The organism is Diaphorobacter limosus (genome assembly GCF_033100095.1).
Classification (GTDB): domain Bacteria; phylum Pseudomonadota; class Gammaproteobacteria; order Burkholderiales; family Burkholderiaceae_C; genus Alicycliphilus; species Alicycliphilus limosus.
Map to the genome: position 1 here is coordinate 224,639 of NZ_CP136921.1, position 17,883 is coordinate 242,521.

A 17,883-nucleotide genomic window follows, 5' to 3' on the forward strand; every position below is an offset into this window, starting at 1 on the left:
TAACGCTTGATGGATAAGCGCTTGAAGCTATGGTTTTAGCTAACAATGCCCAGGTGCCAGGGCACGAACTCATTGTCTCCCAATCCCAGTTGTTCGCTCTTGGTGGGCTCGCCGCTGGCGTGGCGCAGGATCTGTTCAAAGATGCGCTGGCCCATCTCGGCCACGCTGCACTCGCCATCGACTATCAGGCCGCAGTTGATGTCCATGTCCTCCGACAGGCGCTGGTACATGGCCGTGTTGCTGGCCAGCTTCATGGTGGGCGCGGGCTTGCTGCCGAACATGGAGCCGCGCCCGGTGGTAAAGCAGATCAGGTTGGCGCCGCTGGTGGAGTGCCTGCGGGAAGAGGCCAGGTTATTGGCGCAGTAGTTCAGCGCGGCTCGCAGGAGCCGTCCATGCCGGCCATATCGGCCAGCTTCTGCAGGCGCGAGCGCTGGTCCAGGCAGGCCTGGCGCGCGGCCTCGGAGGCCTTTTGCTGCGCCAGGCGCGTGGCCTGTGCGCGCTCGGCCTGCAGCTGCGCAATGCGTTCGCGGATCTGCGCCATGGCGGCCAGGGCGGCCTTCTCGCCTTCGGCGATGGCCTGGGTGCGCTGGTTGAAGTCCACCGGGCCCATGTCCAGCACCTGCGGGCGTATCACCACGTCGGCGCGTGCCAGCTCGGCCTGGCCGAGCTTCTGGCCCATGATGGCGATCGACTGGTTCAGCGCGCCCAGCATGTGCTCGGGCGTCTTGCCGCGCGCCTTGTTGGAGATGTCCACGGCGATCACCATGTCCGCGCCCAGCTGGCGCGCCGCATCCACCGGCACGGGGCTGACCACGCCGCCATCGACGAAGTGGTATTTGCCAATGCTGACCGGCTGGAAAACGCCCGGCACGCTGCTGGAGGCGCGCACGGCCTGACCGGTGTTGCCGCGCGCAAACAGGGTGCGCTCGCCGTCCTCCAGCCGCGTGGCCACGGCCACGAAGGGCTTGGCGAGCTGCTCCAGGCTCTTGCGGCGCACCTGTTCGTTCACGTAGTCCTCCAGCTTCTGGCCCTGCACCAGCCCGCCCGAGGACAGCTGCAGGTCGCGCACCTTGGACTCGTCCAGCGCCACGGCCTTGTCCTGCAGCTCAAACGCGTTCATGCCGCTGGCGTACAGCGCGCCCACCACGCTGCCGGCGCTGGTGCCGGCCACCACCGCCGGCGCCAGGCCGTTGGCCTCCAGCATCTTGATCACGCCGACATGGGCAAAGCCCTTGGCCGCGCCGCCGCCCAGCGCGATGCCGATCTTGATGGGGGCGGGCGGGGCGGTGGCCGTGGCCTGCGGCGTGATCGTGGGCTGGCTCGGCGTGGTGTTGCTGCATGCGGCCAGTCCGGCCAGGCCGATGGCGGCCAGTGGGCGCCAGACAGCATGCCGGCGCATGCCAGAAAATCCTGCATTCATAGGGGCGGGGAGTATAGGGCGGGTGATTCTCGGCCTCGTCGGCAATGCTGTTCTGGTGCGAAGAGATCAGGGCAAAAATGGCCGTTTGCGCTTATCTGGCAAGCGCTGATAGCTATTAAATTGAAAGTGGCTTGATGGTGCTTGCCATGCCGGGCACCGCGCGCTGCGCCGCTCAGCGCATGGTCACGAATTCCTCGGCCGCCGTCGGGTGGATGGCTACGGTGTCGTCCAGGTCGCGCTTGGTTGCGCCCATCTTGAGTGCCACCGCAAAGCCCTGCAGGATCTCGTCCATGCCATGGCCTATGCCGTGGATGCCGACGATGCGCTCCTCGGGGCCGGCGCAGACCAGCTTCATGCGCGCGCTCTGGCGGTGCCGGGTCACGGCCGTGTACATGGCCGTGAACGCCGCCTGGTAGACCTTGACCTGGGCGTCGCCAAAGCGCTCGCGGGCCTGGGGCTCGGTCAGTCCCACCGTGCCTATGGGTGGATGGCTGAAGACCACGCTGGGGATGTTCTCGTAGTCCAGAAACTCGTCCGGCCGGTTGTTGAACAGGCGCTCGGACAGGCGCCGGCCCGCGGCCACGGCCACGGGCGTGAGCTCGATGCGGCCGGTGATGTCGCCCACGGCGTAGATGCCGCCGACATTGGTGTTCTGGAACTTGTCGACCTGTATGTACCCGCCTTCGTCCAGCGCCACGCCCGCGGCCTCCAGGCCCAGGCCCGAGGTGTCGGGCCTGCGGCCTATGGCCCAGACGATGCAGTCCACGTTGTGGCTGCGGCCATCCTCCAGCCGCAGGCACAGGCTGCCGTCGGCATTGCGCGTGACGGACTGGGGCGTGGCATGGCGGTGCAGCGTCGGGCCCTCGGCCTCCATGACCTGCATCAGCGTCTCGCCCAGCATGGGATCGAAATGGCGCAGCGCCGATGCGCGGCGCAGAAACAAATGGGTCTGCGAGCCCAACGCGTGGAGCACGCCCGCCAGTTCCACGGCGATGTAGCCGGCGCCCACGACGGCGGTGCGCGCGGGCAGGGTGGGCAGGGCGAAGAAGCCGTCGGAGTCCATGCCCAGCTCGGCGCCCGGTATCGCTGGCCATGTGGGACGGGTGCCGGTGGCGATCAGGATATGGTCGGCGCTCAGGCGCCGGCCCTCGACCTCGATGGTGCGCGCGTCCACGAAGCGGCCGAAGCCACGGATCACATCCACCTTGTTGCGTTGCAGGCCACTGTCGTAGGACTCGTGGATGCGCGCGATGTAGGCGCTGCGGCTCTCGATCAGGCGCTGCCAGTCGAAGCGGTTCACGCGGGTGTCATAGCCATAGTCGGGGCCGTAGCGGTGTATGGCTTCGGCGATCTGGGCCGCATGCCACATGACCTTCTTGGGCACGCAGCCGACATTGACGCAGGTGCCGCCGATCTCATGGGCCTCGATCAGCGCGCACCGGCGCCCGTACATGGCGGCGCGGTTGGCCGATGCGATGCCGCCGCTGCCGCCGCCGATGACGATGTAGTCGTAGTGCTTCATCCCGGACTCCTGCTGTTTGGCTGTCTTGCAACGGGGCCATTTTGCCCTGTCCTGCAAGCAGGGGGCCGAGCAGGGGCAATGCCGGCGCCGGCGCCGGCTGGCGGCGGTGGGCGTCAGCCCTTGGTGATCGTCGCCGCGATGGCCTTGCCCACCTGCTGGGTGCTGGCCTGGCCGCCCAGGTCGGGCGTGCGCGGCCCGCTCTTGATGACCTGCTCGATCGCGGCCACGATGGCATCGTGCGCGGCGCGGCCCGCGCCCTGGCCTTGCGTCAAAAAGTCCAGCATCAGCGCGCCCGACCAGATCATGGCGATGGGGTTGGCGATGTTCTTGCCGCAGATGTCGGGCGCCGAGCCGTGCACGGGCTCGAACAGGCTGGGGAAGCTGCGCTCGGGGTTCAGGTTGGCGGACGGCGCCAGGCCAATGGTGCCGGTGGTCGCCGGCCCCAGGTCGGAGAGGATGTCGCCAAACAGGTTGGTGGCCGCCACCACGTCAAAGCGCCCCGGCTGCAGCACAAAGCGCGCCGTGAGGATGTCGATGTGCTGTTTGTCCAGCGCCACCTCGGGGTAGTGCTTGGCCATGTCCTCGGCGCGCTGGTCCCACCAGGGCATGCTGATGGCGATGCCGTTGCTTTTGGTGGCCAGCGTCACATGCTTCTTCGCCCGGCTTTGCGCCAGCTCAAAGGCGAACTTGAGCAGGCGGTTCGCGCCGTGGCGCGAATAGACCGATTCCTGGATGACGATCTCGCGCTCGGTGCCCTCGTACATGATGCCGCCCAGCGAGGTGTACTCGCCCTCGGTGTTCTCGCGCACCACGTAATAGTCGATGTCGCCGGGTTTGCGGCCGGCCAGCGGGCAGGGCACGCCTTCGAACAGGCGCACCGGACGCAGGTTGATGTACTGGTCGAACTCGCGGCGGAACTTCAGCAGCGAACCCCACAGCGACACATGGTCCGGCACGGTGGCCGGCCAGCCCACGGCGCCGTAGTAGATGGCGTCCATGCCTTGTAGGTGCGCCTTCCAGTCGTCGGGCATCATCTTTCCGTGGGCCGCGTAGTAGTCGCAATGCGCCCAGTCGAAGTGGTGGAATTCGAGCGACAGGCCAAAGCGTTGGGCGGCGGCCTCGACGGCGCGCAGGCCTTCGGGCATGACTTCTTTGCCAATGCCGTCGCCGGGCAGGACGGCAATCTTGTAGGTGGTTTGCATGGGGTGCTCCAAGGGGTGATGGGCGCCATTGTTCACTGATCACGAGGTTCATACAATGAGCCATTTCGTGGTTTCATTGTTCACACATCGTGCAGAAAATACCACCCACCGACGATTTGCGCGTGTTCTGCACCGTGGTGCGCAAGGCCGGCTTTGCCGCCGCCGCGCAGGAGCTGGGAGCCTCGCCCGCCTATGTCAGCAAGCGCATCCGCCTGCTGGAGCAGGAACTGGGCGTACCGCTCTTGCACCGCACCACGCGCCGCGTAGTGGTCACCGACCAGGGCGAGCGCGTGTTCCACTGGGCGCAGCGCATCCTGGACGACATGGATCAGCTGCTGCAGGAGGTAGCGGTCACGCGCTGCGAGCCGCGTGGCCTGCTGCGCGTCTCCAGCAGCTTCGGCTTTGGCCGCAACGTGGTGGCGTCGGCGCTGTCGCGCCTGGTGCGCCAGCACCCGGGTCTGCAGGTGCGGCTGGAGGTGTTCGACCGGCTGGTGGACGTGGCGGCCGAGGGCTTTGACCTGGACGTGCGCGTGGGCGACGAGATCGCGCCGCACTTGATCGCGCGGCGCCTGGCCGACAACCACCGCGTGCTCTGCGCCGCGCCCAGCTACCTGGCGCGCCGCGGCACGCCGCGCACCCCGGCCGAGCTGCCCGCGCACGACTGCCTGGTGATCAAGGAGCGCGACCACCCGTTCGGCGTCTGGCGCCTGCGCGCGGGTGCGCAGGAGCAGTCGCTGAAGGTAACGGGCCCGCTGTCGGCCAACAACGGCGAGATGGTGGTGCAGTGGGCCGTCGATGGCTGCGGCATCGCGCTGCGTTCGCGCTGGGATGTGCAGCAGCACCTGCATGCGGGGCGCCTGGTGCAGCTGCTGCCCGAGTGGCGTCAGGAGGCCAACGTGTGGGCCGTCTACCCCACGCGGCTGCAGCTGTCGGCCAAGGTGCGCGTGTGCGTGGAGTTTCTGCAGGCGTACTTCCGGCAGGAATGGGGGTGATTGCGGGGTGCCCGCTGTGCACTACAGGTCGAAATCGCCCGCGGCTTCTGGCTGGTAAAGCACTTTCTCAATCGAAATGCGGCGCGTGCGGTTCGGAATCCGCCAGTCGAAGGCGTCACCCTCCTTGTAGCCCAGGATGGCGGTGCCGATGTCGGAGTAAACCGACAGCTTTCCGGCACTGTCGTCGGCGTCCTGTGGGTAGACCAGGGCCACCTCCACTTTCTCGTCGTCCAGATGCAGCAAGGCCCTGGAGTTCATCGTGACCACATTGCGCGCCACTTGCCGGGCATCGACGACGATGGCGCGTTCGATCTCGTGTTCCAGATCGACCACATGCGCGTCCAGCTCCAGCGCCACCAGGTCCCGCAGCCGCGCCTGGTCGACTTCGGTGATGTGGATCTGGCAGGAGTCGCCCATGGTGCCTGCGCGCAAGTGCTGGAGATAGTGCGCCGAGGTCATGGCATAGGACTTCAGTGTGGGCGTTGCGCCGTCAGGCAGAAATCCGCAGCGCTGAAAGGCCTTCAGCGAGCGCGTGTTGTCGGCGTGGATCTTGGCGACAAGCCTCTCGGCGCGCATGTCGAAGAAGGCCAGTTTCATGCCTTCGCGCAGGGCGCTGGCGCCAAGGTTTCGGCCCCAGTTGTCGCGGCTGCCGATGAGCAGGACGATCTCGCAGTCAGGCCCGTTCTTGACCAGGCGGACAAAGCCCACCGGCTGGTCATGCCGGTCGTAGGCCATGAAGAAGCGACCGCCCTGATTGAACAGATGGGTCAGGATCGGCAGCTGAACCCGGCCGATGACCTGTTCGATGAACCGCGAGACATGGCGCGAATCGCTCAAATAGCGGGTGACGCTCTCGTCCTCCAGCCAGTCCATCAAATGCAGCGCGTGTGCCCGCGTGATCTCCGGGCACAGAGAAATGAAAGGCTTGCTCATCTTCACCACGGTTGGTTGCAAGAATGAAAGCCTTTCATGGCCGTGGCTATGACGGTTCTTTCGACAGGGCGGCCATCTTAGTGCAGTGCGCGCGAGCGGGGCGTGATGCCGTGCAGTAGCCGCATGGGGCGTGCCGTTGTTCCAAAAAAAAATAGCTTCAAACGCTTGTTTATCAAGCGCTTGAGGCTATTAAAATAATAGTAACTGGGGCTAAGGCCGAATCGATGCTCAACCCGCCAGCGCGGCCTTCACGGCGCTGGATACCTGGCCCATCTCGGCCTTGCCGGCCAGGCGGGTCTTGACCACGCCCATGACCTTGCCCATGTCGCCTGGGCCTGCCTGGCGTCCGAGTTCCGCGCCCAGTTCGGCGACGATGGCCTTGACCGCGTCGAGGATCTCGGCCTCGGACATGCGCGCCGGCAGGTAGGCCTGCAGCACGGCCATTTCGGCCTTTTCCTTGTCGGCCAGATCCTGGCGGCCCGCGCCCTCAAACGCCGTGATGCTGTCCTTGCGCTGCTTGATGAGCTTGTCCACGATGGCGACGATGGCGGCATCGTCCAGAGTGATGCGCTCGTCCACCTCCTTTTGCTTCATGGCCGCCTGCAGCAGGCGGATGGTGCCCAGGCGCTCGCTGTCCTTGGCGCGCATGGCGGTTTTCATGTCTTCGGTGATCTGGTCTTTGAGGCTCATGGGGTTTCTCCAAGTCAAAAAAGCAAAAACCCGCGCTTGGCGTCCCTAGCGCGGGTTTTGTGGGCGTCAGTAAAAACGCCGGGCTGTGCTTAGTACAGCTTCTTGGGCAGCTGCATGCTGCGCACGCGCTTGTAGTGGCGCTTGACGGCGGCGGCCTTCTTGCGCTTGCGCTCGGCGGTGGGCTTTTCGTAGAACTCGCGGGCACGCAGGTCGGTCAGCAGGCCCAGCTTCTCGATGGTGCGCTTGAAGCGGCGCAGGGCAACGTCAAAAGGCTCGTTTTCTTTAACGCGAATGGTGGTCATTAGCTAAGGTGTTTCCAAAATATGCCCACAGAGGGTAGCCAGGAAGATCGGGCCGGGCTGCCATGTGCGGCGGGTTCCCCGTCTTGTAACTAGTATCCGGCCGACGGGGTTTGCCAGCAAAGCCAAGCATTATAGCGATAAGCCGCATGCGAGCAAGGCTATGCGCGCCGCAAGCCGGCGGGTGGGGGTTGAAAGGCGACAATAGCCCTGGCGCGCATACAGGGACAGCCTGGCGCTTTGCTGAATCTGCAAAAGATTCATACCATATGAATGTTTAAACGCTCATCGAATGGCCATGTCTACACCGTCAGAGAATTTGGATACGCCCGTAGAGCAGGCGCCGGCGCTTGAACAGGCGCTTGCGCGCCCCTACCAGCATGGTTTTGTCACTGACATCGAGTCCGTCAGCCTGCCGCCGGGCCTGGATGAGGACACCATCCGCTCCATTTCGCGCATCAAGCGCGAGCCGCAATTCCTGCTCGACTGGCGACTGGCGGCGTTCAAGCGCTGGCAGGCGATGGAGCTGCCCGACTGGGCGCGGCTGAACATCGCGCCCGTCGACTTCCAGGCGTTGTCGTATTACTCGGCGCCCAAGTCCATGAAGGATCGCCCCAAGAGCCTGGACGAGGTCGATCCCAAGCTGCTTGAGACCTACGAAAAGCTCGGCGTGCCGCTGCACGAGCGCGCGGCGCTGGCCGGCGTGGCGGTGGATGCGGTGTTCGACTCGGTCTCGGTGGGCACCACCTTTCGCAAGCAGCTGGCCGACGTGGGCGTGATCTTCTGCAGCTTCTCGCACGCGGTGCAGAACCACCCCGAGCTGGTCGAGAAGTACCTGGGCACGGTGGTGCCGCAGGGCGACAACTTCTACGCCGCGCTCAACTCGGCGGTGTTTTCCGACGGCTCCTTCGTCTACATCCCCAAGGGCGTGCGCTGCCCGATGGAGCTGTCGTCCTACTTCCGCATCAATGCCCAGAACACCGGGCAGTTCGAGCGCACCTTGATCATTGCCGAGGAGGGCAGCCAGGTGAGCTACCTGGAGGGCTGCACCGCCCCGCAGCGCGACGAGAACCAGCTGCACGCCGCCGTGGTGGAGCTCGTCGCGCATGACGACGCCTTCATCAAATATTCGACGGTGCAGAACTGGTACCCGGGTGATGAGAACGGCAAGGGTGGCATCTACAACTTCGTCACCAAGCGCGGCCTGGCGGCGGGCAAGCGCTCGCGCATCGCCTGGACGCAGATCGAGACCGGCTCGGCCATCACCTGGAAGTACCCCAGCGTGGTGCTGCGCGGCGATGAGTCGAATGGCGAGTTCCACTCCATCGCCGTGTCCAACCACTGGCAGCAGGCGGACACCGGCACCAAGATGATCCACCTGGGCAAGAACACCACCAGCCGCATCGTCTCCAAGGGCATCAGCGCCGGCAACGCGCAAAACAGCTACCGCGGCCTGGTGCGCATCAACCCCGGCGCCGCCGGCGCGCGCAACCATACGCAGTGCGACTCGCTCTTGATTGGCCCGCACTGCGGCGCCCACACCTATCCCTATGTGGACACGGCGCGCAGCGATTCCGTGGTGGAGCATGAGGCCACGACCACGCGCATCAGCGAGGAGCGCCTGTTTTATTGCGAGCAGCGCGGCATAGACGCGCAGGACGCCACGGCGCTGATCGTGGGCGGCTTCTGCCAGGCCGTGCTGGAGGAGCTGCCGATGGAATTTGCCCTGGAGGCCAAGGCCCTGCTGGCCGTGTCGCTGGAAGGCGCGGTAGGCTGATATTCAGATAAAAACGGGCTGTAGCGCTTATGTATAAAGCGCGAGAAGCTATCAAAATAATAGGAACCCACATGACACACACCCCACCCCTGCTGCAAGTGCGCGACCTGCGCGTGAACATTGGCGAGCGCACCGTGCTGCATTCCGTATCGCTGGACGTGCAGCCCGGCCAGCTCGTCGTGCTGATGGGCGCCAACGGCAGCGGCAAGAGCACGCTGGGCATGGCCCTGGCCGGCCATCCGCACTACCAGGTGCAGGGCGGTCAGGCGCTGCTGGCGGGGCAGGATCTGCTGGCGCTGCCGGCGCATGAGCGCGCGCGCTCCGGGCTGTTTTTGTCCTTCCAGTCGCCGCCCGATGTGCCGGGCGTGAAGAACAACCTGTTCATCCGCACCGCGCTGAATGCCCAGCACGAGGCGCGTGGCCAGGAGCCGCTGGATGCCTTCGACTTCCTCTCCAGCGCCAAGAAGGCCGCCAAGGATCTGGGCCTGCCCGAAGCCATGCTGGGCCGCCCGGTCAACGAGGGCTTCTCCGGCGGTGAGCGTAAGCGCAACGAGCTATTGCAGCTGTCGCTCTTGAAGCCGCGCCTGGCGCTGCTCGACGAGATCGACTCGGGCATGGACGTGGACGGCGTGCGCGCCGTCGTCGCCCTGGTGCAAAAGCTGCGCGCCGAGGGCACGGCCTTCATCGTCATCTCGCACTACCTGCAGATGATCGAATCCCTGGAGCCCGATGCCGTGCTGCGCCTGCACCAGGGCTGCATTGCCGAGACCGGCGACCTGGAGCTGGCGCGCGAGATCGCGCGTACCGGCTTTGCGCGCGCGCCGCAGGCCGTGGAGGCATGATGGACAGCGCAAGAGCCGACATCCTGGCCGCGCGCCAGCACCTGCAGCAGCAGGGCTGGATCGCGCGCAAGAGCGAAGCCTTTCACCACCTGCCGCCGCCGGCGCTGGACCAATGGCTGGGCGCGCAAGGCGAGAGCGGTTGCGAGATCCCGGCCCTGAGCGGCGCGGGCTGGACGCTGCACCCCCTGCATCGCCCGGACGGCAACCACGGCGCCAGCGGCATCCATGCGCGCTGGCTCGATGCCCACGACCCCGCCGAACGCAGCGAGCTGTTTGCCGGCCTGCCACGGCCGGGCAACACGGGCGTTGACGGCGAGGCCGCGCCCTTTGCCTGGGCGCACCGCGCGCTGTGCCGCCTGGGCCTGCGCCTGCGCATCAGCGCCACGCCGGGCAAGGAGCGCGAACCCGTCTGGCTGGAGCTGCGCCACCAGCCGCGCGCCCAGGCCGAGGCGCCGCTGCTGGTGCTGGAGGTGGACCCTGGCGTGCATTGCGTGCTCATCGAAAGCCATGAGCGCGAGGTCGGCAGCTGCCAGCACGCGGTGGCGCAAAACCTGCACGCCCATATCCACCTGGGCGCCGGCGCGCAACTGCAGCACCTGCGCATCGCCGCGCCCGTGGCCGATGACAGCGTGGCGCACCACCTGCACATCAACGTTGCCGCCGGCGCGCAGTACGCGCAGGCGCTGGTCGCCACATCGGCCGGCTACCACCTGCAGCGCAGCCTGGTGCAGCTGCAGGGCAAGGGCGCGCAGGCGCACAGCGCGGCGCTGCTGCTGGCCGGCGCGCACAAGATAGACCACCAGAGCTACACCCGCATGCAGGCCGCGCACAGCGCCAGCACGGTGGAGACGCTGACGCTGGCCCAGGGCAAGGCCCATGCGGTGGCCAATGCCTACACCACCATCGCCGCCGGCGCCGACGAGGCCAACGTGCGCCAGCGCCTGGCGGGCGTGCCGCTGTCGGGCAACCCGCGCCTGATCCTGCGCCCGCACCTGGAGATATTGCACGACAACGTGCAGGCCGCGCATGGTGCCACCTGGGGCGCGCTGCCCGAGGACGCGCTGTTCTACGCCCGCCAGCGCGGCCTGGACGAGGCCAGCGCGCGCAGCCTGATCATCGAGGGCATGGCGCGCGCGCTGCTGCAGCGCTGCCTGGGCCAGGACGACGACGGCTTGCTGGCGCAGTGGCTGGGCGGCGGCTGGCTGGCGCGCGCCATAGCGGTGCAGCTGAAAGCCGATGTGGAGGTGCGGCATGGCTGACTCACTGGCTGAGCGTGTGGGTGTCGCCGGCCCTCACCCCCACCCTCTCCCAGGGGGAGAGGGGGTTGATACCGGCGCGGCCTCGCTCCCTCGCCCCGCTGGGGAGAGGGTAGGGGTGAGGGGCCAGCCAGGCGAGCAAGAGCAGCAAGACCTGAGCCGCCTGCGCGCCCAATTCCCCATCCTGGCCCAATCGATCCACGGCCACCCCCTGGCCTATCTGGACAACGCCGCCACCACGCAAACCCCGCTGGCCGTGCAACAGGCCATGCAGCAGTTTGAACAGCGCGACCGCGCCAACATCCATCGCGGCGTGCACACCTTGAGCCAGCGCGCCACCGACGCTTTCGAGGCCGCGCGCGCCACGCTGAAGACCTTCGTCGGCGCCGGGTCGGCGCATGAGCTGGTCTTCACCAGCGGCACCACCGAGGCGCTGAACCTGGTCGCCCAGGGCCTGTGGGCCGCAGGGCCGGGCAAGGCCTGGCTGCAACCCGGCGACGAGATCATCGTCAGCGGCCTGGAGCACCACGCCAACATCGTGCCCTGGCAGCAGGCAGCGCGCATGAGCGGGGCCGAGTTGGTCATCCTCAGGCCCGACGCCGAGGGCCGCATCCATACGCAGGATCTGCAGCGCCTGCTGGGCGCGCGCACCAGGGTGTTTGCCGTGACGGCCGGCGCCAATGCCACCGGCGAGCGCCCGCCCTACGAAGAAATGCTGGCCCTGGCGCGCCAGGCTGGCGCCCTGACGGTGCTGGACGCCGCCCAGGCCGTGGGCCACGCCATGCCCGCTCTGTCGGCCCTGGACTGCGACTTCATGGCCTTCTCTGGCCACAAGATGTACGGCCCCATGGGCACGGGCGCCTTGGTAGGCAAGCGCGAGGCGCTACAATTTTTATACCCATTGCGCCTGGGCGGCGACATGGTGGACTGGGTCAGCTACGAGGCAGCCGGCTACGCCCAGCTGCCCGCACGCCTGGAGGGCGGCACGCCCAACGTGGCCGGGGCCGTGGGTCTGGCGGCCGCCGCGCGCTTTATCGACGAGGTGGGGCGCACCGCCATCGACCAGCACCTGCATGCCCTGCGCGCGCAGGCGCTGGCCGGCTTGCAGGCAATAGATGGCATCAGCGTGCTGGCGCCGCATGCCACGCAGGCCTCGCTGGTGTCCTTTGTCTCGCACGACGTGCACCCGCACGACATCGGCACGCTGCTGGACGAGCGCGGCATCGCTGTGCGCACCGGCCACCACTGCGCCCAGCCGCTGCTGGATCACCTGGGCCTGGGGCCGACCACGCGCGCCTCGTTCGCGCTCTACAACACCAGCGACGAGGTCGATCGCTTCGTCGCCGCCGTGGCCCATGCCATCAAGGTTTTTCAATGAGCAGTGCTGAAAACGATCTCTACCAGGAAGTGGTGCTGGAGCACAAGCGCGCCCCGCGCAACTTTGGGCAGCTGGCGCATGCCACGCACCAGGCCCAGGGCACCAACCCGTCGTGCGGCGACCGCGTGGCCGTGCAGTTGCAGATGGACGGCGACAGGGTGGCCGACATCCGCTTCACCGGCCAGGGCTGCGCCATCTGCATGGCATCGACCTCGATGATGACCGAGGCCGTCAAGGGCCGCGACGTGGAGCTGGCCAAGACCCTGCAGCAGCATTTCCGCGCCGTGCTCACGGGCGAGGAAGAACCCGAGGACGCGCCCCTGGGCAAGCTGGTCAGCCTGGCCGGCGTGCGCCAATACCCCAGCCGCATCAAATGCGCGCTGCTGGGCTGGCACGCGCTGATGCATGCCATTGCCGACAACGACGGCCAGGCGGTGAGCACCGAAGAGGAGGGCCAGCCATGATGAACCGCCGCCACCGCGAGGACGTGCTGGTGCGCCGCAGCGTCACCGTGGAAACCATCCCCACCGGCTACCCCGTGGAGCTGGAAGCCGGCCAGCTGGCGCAGATCACGCAGGCCCTGGGCTCGTCCTTCACCCTGCTGGTCGAGGGTCAGCTGATGCGCCTGAAAGGGGCGGACGCCGACGCCATCGGCAAGCAGCCGCCCGAGACCATCGTCGTGCCGGCCGACCTGCCGCTGGACGAATTGGAGCCGCTGATCTGGGACACGCTGCGCACCTGCTACGACCCCGAGATCCCGGTCAACATCGTCGATCTGGGCCTGGTCTACCGGCTCGACTTCGAGCCCTCGGACGACGCCGACAAGGTGCGCGTGGTCATCGACATGACGCTCACCGCCCCCGGCTGCGGCATGGGCGAATCGATCGCCAACGAGGTCTGCGACAAGGTGCTGACCCTGCCGCGCGTGGGCGACATCACCGTGAACCTGGTGTTCGACCCACCCTGGGAGCGCGCCATGATGAGCGAAGAGGCGCAGCTGGCGCTGGGGCTGTAGCGCGCGTCAGCCCAGCGGCAGCGCCTGCGCGCAGGCATGGCCGCTGGCCCAGGCCCATTGGAAGTTGTAGCCGCCCAGCCAGCCGGTCACGTCCACCACCTCGCCGATGAAGTACAGGCCGGGTTGGCTCTTGCATTCCATGCTCTGCTGCGACAGGGCGCGCGTGTCCACGCCGCCCAGCGTCACCTCGGCCTTCTTGTAGCCCTCGGTGCCGGTGGGCGTGAGCTGCCAGCGCGCCAGCCGCTCGGCCAGGCGCGCCAGGGCCTTGTCGGCGGCCTCGTTGATGGGGCGCTGCCAGTCGGCGTCGGTGCTGGCCCAGGCCTCGGCCAGGCGGGTGGGCACCAGGGTGGCCAGCTCGTTGGCGATGCGTTTTCTGGAGCGCGCCTTGGCCATCCGCAGCGCCTCGCCCAGATTCACACCCGGCGCCAGGTCGATGGCCAGCGGCTGGCCGTCCCGCCAGTAGCTGGAGATTTGCAGCACCGCCGGCCCCGACAGGCCGCGGTGGGTGAACAGCAGATCCTCGTGAAAGGCCATGCGCTCTTTCTTGGCCCCGGTACTGATCTCCACCGGCAGCGCCAGGCCGGCCAGCTGCGCATAAGGCGCCCACTCGGCGCCGTCGAAGGTCAGCGGCACCAGGCCGGGCCGGCGTTCGACCAGGGGCAACTTGAACTGCTGGGCGAGTCGATAGCCCAGGTCGCTGGCGCCTATCTTGGGGATGGACAACCCGCCCGTGGCGATGACCAGGCTGCGCGCCAGCACCGGGCCGCGATCGGTATTGATTTGATAGCTGCCAGCGCTTTCTGCATCTGCGATAAAGCCAGATAAAGCTTGGGAGTTCCCAGGGCGTGGATGCCCCTCACCCCTCCCTCTCCCCAAAGGGGCGAGGGCGATCGGTTGCGCTGGTTTTGCTCCCTCTCCCTCTGGGAGAGGGCGGGGGTGAGGGTTTGCCGCCTGATTTGCGATAAGTCGCTCGGCCGCCAAAAACACCACGCTCTTTACGCCGCAGGGCTGCCAGCGCTCCACCCGGCCATCGGCGCATTCGGCCAGCAGCATGGCGATGATGTCCTCGGCCGAGCGGTCGGCAAACAGCTGGCCCTTGTGCTTCTCGTGAAAGGCGATGCCGTGGCGCTGCACCAGGGCGATGAAGTCCGCAGGCGTGTAGCGTGACAGGGCGGAGCGGCAGAACTGCGGGTTCTGCCCGACAAAATGCTTGTGCGGCGCACGCACATCCAGCTCGCGGTTGGTGAAGTTGCAGCGCCCGCCGCCCGAGATGCGGATCTTCTCGGCCACCTTGTCCGCATGGTCGATCAGCAGCACCTTCAGGCCGCGCTGGCCTGCCTGGGCGGCACAAAACAGGCCGGCGGCGCCGGCGCCGATGATGACGGCATCAAAAAACGGAGTGGACACGGGGCAGCAGTCTGACGGGCAAAGCCGGCCATTGTCGCCCAGCCGCCGTCTGCGCGGCCGCTATGCCATGCGCGGCGCCTGGCCGCATGGGCGCCACCGGCCGGCAGGGGCCTCAGCCTCTTGCATCGACTGGTAGTTGGTACTAACGTTGCCAGCCGCGCAAGTCCAAACAGCTTTTCGAGGAGACCCTCATGCAACAGCTGATCGTCAAAGGCAATGCCGGTGAATTGGTGGATCGTCTGCGCACCGCGCTGGCGGCAACGCTGGGGGCCCCAGCGGCGGCCACCTTCCCATCGCTGGCGGCGGCGCCGGGCAGCGCCATCGACGAAGATTTTGACGCCGCCATACGCCGCTGGCAGTCGGGCGTGGGCATCATTGCCGACGGCATCGTCGGGCCGCGCTGCCAGGTGCTGCTGGGCCTGCGCAAGGCCGTGCCGCTGCAGCTCAACCCGCCCATGGATGTGGGTCTGGTGTGCCGGCTGTTTCCGGCCACCAAGCCGGCCAATATCGCGCGCTACCTGCCTTACGTGGAGGCGGCGCTGGGCGCCGCGGGCCTAACCGACCGGGCCATGGTGGTGGGCGCGCTGGGCACCATACGCGCCGAGACCGAAGGCTTCGTGCCGATCGCCGAGCTGCAGTCGCGCTTCAACACCCCACCCGACGGCGCGCCGTTCTCGCTCTACGACCTGCGCAAGAACCTGGGCAACGGCGCCCGTGGCGATGGCGAGCGCTATCGCGGCCGCGGCTTCGTGCAACTGACCGGCAAGGCCAACTACACCACCTACGGCAAGCGCATCGGCATCGACCTGGTCGCCTTTCCGGACCGGGCCAATGCGCCCGAGGTGGCGGCCGTGGTGCTGGCGCAGTTTCTGGCCGACAAGGCCGACAAGTTCCGCGCCGCCGTGCTGGCCGGCAACCTGGCTGCCGCGCGCAAGCTGGTCAATGGCGGCGCGCATGGGCTGGCCAGCTTTACCGACGTGTTCAAGCGCGCCGACGCCTTCTGGCCGCAGACCGCGCCAGTGACCGCCGGCCGCGCCGGCGCTGCCCGCGCCACCAGGCGCAAACCGGCGCCAGCCGCCGCAGCCGTGGCGCGCGACATGCGCACGCGCAAAGACCCGGCGGACCTGCGCGACCGGCTGTTCCAGCCCGTCGCCATCACCCTGCCCGACGCCGTGCCCACGCCCGACGACGTAAGCCGCTTCCTGCCCGGCTACACCGGCGCCGGCCTGATCCTGAACCAGGGCGGCGAGGGCGCCTGCACCGGCTTCGGCCTGTCCTGCGTCATCAACTACCTGCGCTGGATCAAGGCCAAAAACCCCAAGCGCATGGAGTCGGTCAGCCCGCGCATGCTCTACACGCTGGCGCGCCAGCATGACGAGTACGACGGCGAGAACTACGACGGCTCGTCCTGCCGCGGCGCCCTCAAGGGCTGGTTCAACAATGGCGTCTGCCTGGAGAGCGACTGGCCCTACGTGGCCGATCAGTCCGACACCGCGCGCTACGGCTTTGCCGACCGCGCCGCGCAGCACACGGTGGGCGTGTATTACCGCGTGGACACCAAGTCCATCACCGACATGCAGGCGGCCATTCACCAGCACCGGGCGGTGTTTGCATCCGCCTTCACGCACGACGGCTGGGACGCCGTGCCCGAGCGCAAAACGGCGCCCAAGAGCCATGACGACCTGCCGCGCATCGCCTTCGACGGCCGGCCGTCGCAGACCCAGGGCCATGCCTTTGCGCTGGTGGGCTACAACGCCGACGGCTTCATCGTGCAGAACTCCTGGGGCACGGGCTGGGGCACGGGCGGCTTTGCCGTGCTGACCTATCTGGATTGGCTGGCCAATGGCATGGATGCCTGGGTGGTCGCGCTGGGCGTGCCGGGCGTCATCTCGGGCCGGCTGGCCGTGGACTACGGTCAGGCGGGCGCACTGGCCGGCGCAGACCGATCCAAGTGGTGGGACAAAGGCCTGGCCTACCAGCACAGCGTGGTGCTGGGCAACGACGGGCGCGTGCGCCGCTACCTGACGCAGGACGCACAGCCGCGCAAGCTGCAGCACCAGTGCACCACGCTGCCCGATGCATGGTTCCGCACCCAGCCCGACGCCAAGAAACGCCTGGTGCTGTACGTGCATGGCGGCCTCAACAGCGAAGACGGCGCCATAGAGCGCGCCAGCGCCATGGGGCGCTTCTTTGTCGCCAACGGCTGCTACCCGCTGTTCCTGGTCTGGAAGACCGGGCTCATCGAATCGCTGGGCGACATCCTGAGCGACCGCCTGCAGCGCCAGCCCGCCATGGCCGGCGCTGGCGAATGGCTGAGCGAGAAGACGGACAAATTCCTGGAGAAAACCATAGGCCGCCCCTTTGCCAAGCCGATCTGGAGCGAGATGAAAGAAAACGCCGGCCTGGCCTACGAGGCGCGCCATGGCGGAGACCTGCTGCTCGACGCCCTGCAGGGCCTGAGCGTGATCTGGGAGGATGCGCTGGAGCTGCACCTGGTGGGCCATTCGGCCGGCGCCATCGCCCTCGGTCACCTGCTGGCCACGCTCAAGCAGCGCAAGGACGACAAGCGCGACAGCGGCCTGCACGACCGCCTGGCATCGGTGCACCTGTACGCGCCGGCCTGCAGCGTGGCCTTTGCCAACCAGCGCTATGCGCGCAACCCGCATGTCATGGAGCGGCTGCACCTGGACGTGCTGTCCGACCGCGTAGAGCGCCGCGACACCGTGGGCAAGATCTATCGCAAATCGCTGCTGTACTTTGTCTCCAACGCGCTGGAGACCGACCTGCGCCTGCCCATCCTGGGGCTCGACCGCATCCATGACGCGAGCTACAACGGCTGGGACGGCACCTCCGACACCGGCGAGGCCCTGGCCGGCTGGCGCGCCGCCGCTGCCAAGGTCAAACTGGCGCGGCGCACCACGGTGCTGGACGCCGACCGCGTCACCACGGCGCTGGACGCCAGCGGCAAACCCCTGGCCACGACCGACACCGCGCATGGCAGCTTCGACAACGACGTGGAGGTAGTCACGCGCACCCTGCTGCGCATCCGTGGCGGCGAGCCGCTGCTGATGCCGGTGGATGACCTGCGGGGTTATTGATGCGAGCGAATTAAGCTGCGCCGCGAAGCAGCGTCGGCTTGAATGGATGGTT

General features: G+C 67.4%; 15 protein-coding genes and 1 pseudogene. 8 read left to right on the forward strand and 8 right to left on the reverse strand.

Going from position 1 to position 17,883, the window contains the following annotated elements:
• Positions 1-35 precede the first annotated feature (35 nt).
• The 4 genes and pseudogenes from P4826_RS01120 to P4826_RS01135 form a co-directional block, all read right to left on the reverse strand.
• Positions 36-323, reverse strand: a pseudogene (locus tag P4826_RS01120) (altronate dehydratase); the annotation flags it as partial.
• Between the two features lie 44 nt (positions 324-367).
• On the reverse strand, positions 368-1,399 hold the full coding sequence (locus P4826_RS01125) for a patatin-like phospholipase family protein (protein ID WP_317702183.1): 1,032 nt from the start codon (positions 1,397-1,399) through the stop codon (positions 368-370).
• 193 nt (positions 1,400-1,592) lie between these two features.
• On the reverse strand, positions 1,593-2,942 hold the full coding sequence (gene gorA / locus P4826_RS01130; RefSeq protein WP_317702184.1) for a glutathione-disulfide reductase: 1,350 nt from the start codon (positions 2,940-2,942) through the stop codon (positions 1,593-1,595).
• A 113-nt stretch (positions 2,943-3,055) separates the two neighbouring features.
• Positions 3,056-4,144, reverse strand: coding sequence for a tartrate dehydrogenase (locus tag P4826_RS01135; RefSeq protein ID WP_317702185.1), 1,089 nt, complete (start codon positions 4,142-4,144; stop codon positions 3,056-3,058).
• A 98-nt stretch (positions 4,145-4,242) separates the two neighbouring features.
• On the opposite strand from P4826_RS01135, the gene P4826_RS01140 reads away from it, so the two are divergent.
• Entirely contained in the window at positions 4,243-5,136 is an 894-nt protein-coding gene (locus P4826_RS01140; protein ID WP_425605252.1) for a LysR substrate-binding domain-containing protein, read from the forward strand.
• 21 nt (positions 5,137-5,157) lie between these two features.
• Here the strand turns inward: P4826_RS01140 and P4826_RS01145 are convergent, their stop codons facing one another.
• The 3 genes from P4826_RS01145 to rpsU form a co-directional block, all read right to left on the reverse strand.
• Positions 5,158-6,069: a bifunctional GNAT family N-acetyltransferase/nucleoside diphosphate kinase regulator gene (locus P4826_RS01145; protein WP_317703681.1), complete on the reverse strand. Its 912-nt coding sequence runs from the start codon at positions 6,067-6,069 to the stop codon at positions 5,158-5,160.
• 228 nt (positions 6,070-6,297) lie between these two features.
• The gene (locus P4826_RS01150; protein WP_317702187.1) at positions 6,298-6,759 is read right to left on the reverse strand and encodes a GatB/YqeY domain-containing protein; all 462 of its coding nucleotides are present in this window, start codon (positions 6,757-6,759) and stop codon (positions 6,298-6,300) included.
• An 89-nt stretch (positions 6,760-6,848) separates the two neighbouring features.
• Positions 6,849-7,061 (reverse strand): 30S ribosomal protein S21, encoded by a 213-nt coding sequence (gene rpsU / locus P4826_RS01155; protein ID WP_007833691.1) that lies wholly within the window; start codon positions 7,059-7,061, stop codon positions 6,849-6,851.
• A 295-nt stretch (positions 7,062-7,356) separates the two neighbouring features.
• On the opposite strand from rpsU, the gene sufB reads away from it, so the two are divergent.
• From sufB to sufT, 6 genes are all read left to right on the forward strand, one after another.
• Complete coding sequence (sufB, locus tag P4826_RS01160; RefSeq protein ID WP_317702188.1) at positions 7,357-8,835, forward strand: Fe-S cluster assembly protein SufB; 1,479 nt, start codon at positions 7,357-7,359, stop codon at positions 8,833-8,835.
• 71 nt (positions 8,836-8,906) lie between these two features.
• Complete coding sequence (gene sufC, locus P4826_RS01165) at positions 8,907-9,677, forward strand: Fe-S cluster assembly ATPase SufC (protein WP_317702189.1); 771 nt, start codon at positions 8,907-8,909, stop codon at positions 9,675-9,677.
• Positions 9,677-10,936 (forward strand): SufD family Fe-S cluster assembly protein, encoded by a 1,260-nt coding sequence (locus tag P4826_RS01170; RefSeq protein ID WP_317702190.1) that lies wholly within the window; start codon positions 9,677-9,679, stop codon positions 10,934-10,936. Before sufC ends, P4826_RS01170 begins: the two co-directional genes overlap by 1 nt.
• Positions 10,937-11,051: 115 nt before the next feature.
• Positions 11,052-12,311: an aminotransferase class V-fold PLP-dependent enzyme gene (locus tag P4826_RS01175; protein WP_317702191.1), complete on the forward strand. Its 1,260-nt coding sequence runs from the start codon at positions 11,052-11,054 to the stop codon at positions 12,309-12,311.
• Positions 12,308-12,775 carry a Fe-S cluster assembly sulfur transfer protein SufU gene (gene sufU / locus P4826_RS01180; protein WP_317702192.1) on the forward strand — a complete coding sequence of 156 codons (468 nt, stop codon included), beginning with the start codon at positions 12,308-12,310 and terminating at the stop codon, positions 12,773-12,775. Before P4826_RS01175 ends, sufU begins: the two co-directional genes overlap by 4 nt.
• Positions 12,772-13,326: a putative Fe-S cluster assembly protein SufT gene (gene sufT, locus P4826_RS01185; RefSeq protein WP_317702193.1), complete on the forward strand. Its 555-nt coding sequence runs from the start codon at positions 12,772-12,774 to the stop codon at positions 13,324-13,326. Before sufU ends, sufT begins: the two co-directional genes overlap by 4 nt.
• Positions 13,327-13,332: 6 nt before the next feature.
• On the opposite strand, the gene P4826_RS01190 is transcribed toward sufT, so the two are convergent.
• The gene (locus tag P4826_RS01190; RefSeq protein ID WP_317702194.1) at positions 13,333-14,733 is read right to left on the reverse strand and encodes a BaiN/RdsA family NAD(P)/FAD-dependent oxidoreductase; all 1,401 of its coding nucleotides are present in this window, start codon (positions 14,731-14,733) and stop codon (positions 13,333-13,335) included.
• A 191-nt stretch (positions 14,734-14,924) separates the two neighbouring features.
• Here P4826_RS01190 and P4826_RS01195 point away from each other — a divergent pair, with 191 nt between their 5' ends.
• Positions 14,925-17,831, forward strand: coding sequence for a C1 family peptidase (locus P4826_RS01195; protein ID WP_317702195.1), 2,907 nt, complete (start codon positions 14,925-14,927; stop codon positions 17,829-17,831).
• Positions 17,832-17,883 lie beyond the last annotated feature (52 nt).

Excerpts from the sequence above, each read along its gene's own strand:
- P4826_RS01145 (WP_317703681.1), bottom strand. The coding sequence starts at position 6,069 with ATGAGCAAGCCTTTCATTTCTCTGTGCCCGGAGATCACGCGGGCACAC.
- sufT (WP_317702193.1), top strand. The coding sequence starts at position 12,772 with ATGATGAACCGCCGCCACCGCGAGGACGTGCTGGTGCGCCGCAGCGTC.
- P4826_RS01170 (WP_317702190.1), top strand. The coding sequence starts at position 9,677 with ATGGACAGCGCAAGAGCCGACATCCTGGCCGCGCGCCAGCACCTGCAG.
- P4826_RS01125 (WP_317702183.1), bottom strand. The coding sequence starts at position 1,399 with ATGCGCCGGCATGCTGTCTGGCGCCCACTGGCCGCCATCGGCCTGGCC.
- sufU (WP_317702192.1), top strand. The coding sequence starts at position 12,308 with ATGAGCAGTGCTGAAAACGATCTCTACCAGGAAGTGGTGCTGGAGCAC.
- gorA (WP_317702184.1), bottom strand. The coding sequence starts at position 2,942 with ATGAAGCACTACGACTACATCGTCATCGGCGGCGGCAGCGGCGGCATC.
- P4826_RS01195 (WP_317702195.1), top strand. The coding sequence starts at position 14,925 with ATGCAACAGCTGATCGTCAAAGGCAATGCCGGTGAATTGGTGGATCGT.
- P4826_RS01150 (WP_317702187.1), bottom strand. The coding sequence starts at position 6,759 with ATGAGCCTCAAAGACCAGATCACCGAAGACATGAAAACCGCCATGCGC.
- P4826_RS01135 (WP_317702185.1), bottom strand. The coding sequence starts at position 4,144 with ATGCAAACCACCTACAAGATTGCCGTCCTGCCCGGCGACGGCATTGGC.
- rpsU (WP_007833691.1), bottom strand. The coding sequence starts at position 7,061 with ATGACCACCATTCGCGTTAAAGAAAACGAGCCTTTTGACGTTGCCCTG.
- sufB (WP_317702188.1), top strand. The coding sequence starts at position 7,357 with ATGTCTACACCGTCAGAGAATTTGGATACGCCCGTAGAGCAGGCGCCG.
- sufC (WP_317702189.1), top strand. The coding sequence starts at position 8,907 with ATGACACACACCCCACCCCTGCTGCAAGTGCGCGACCTGCGCGTGAAC.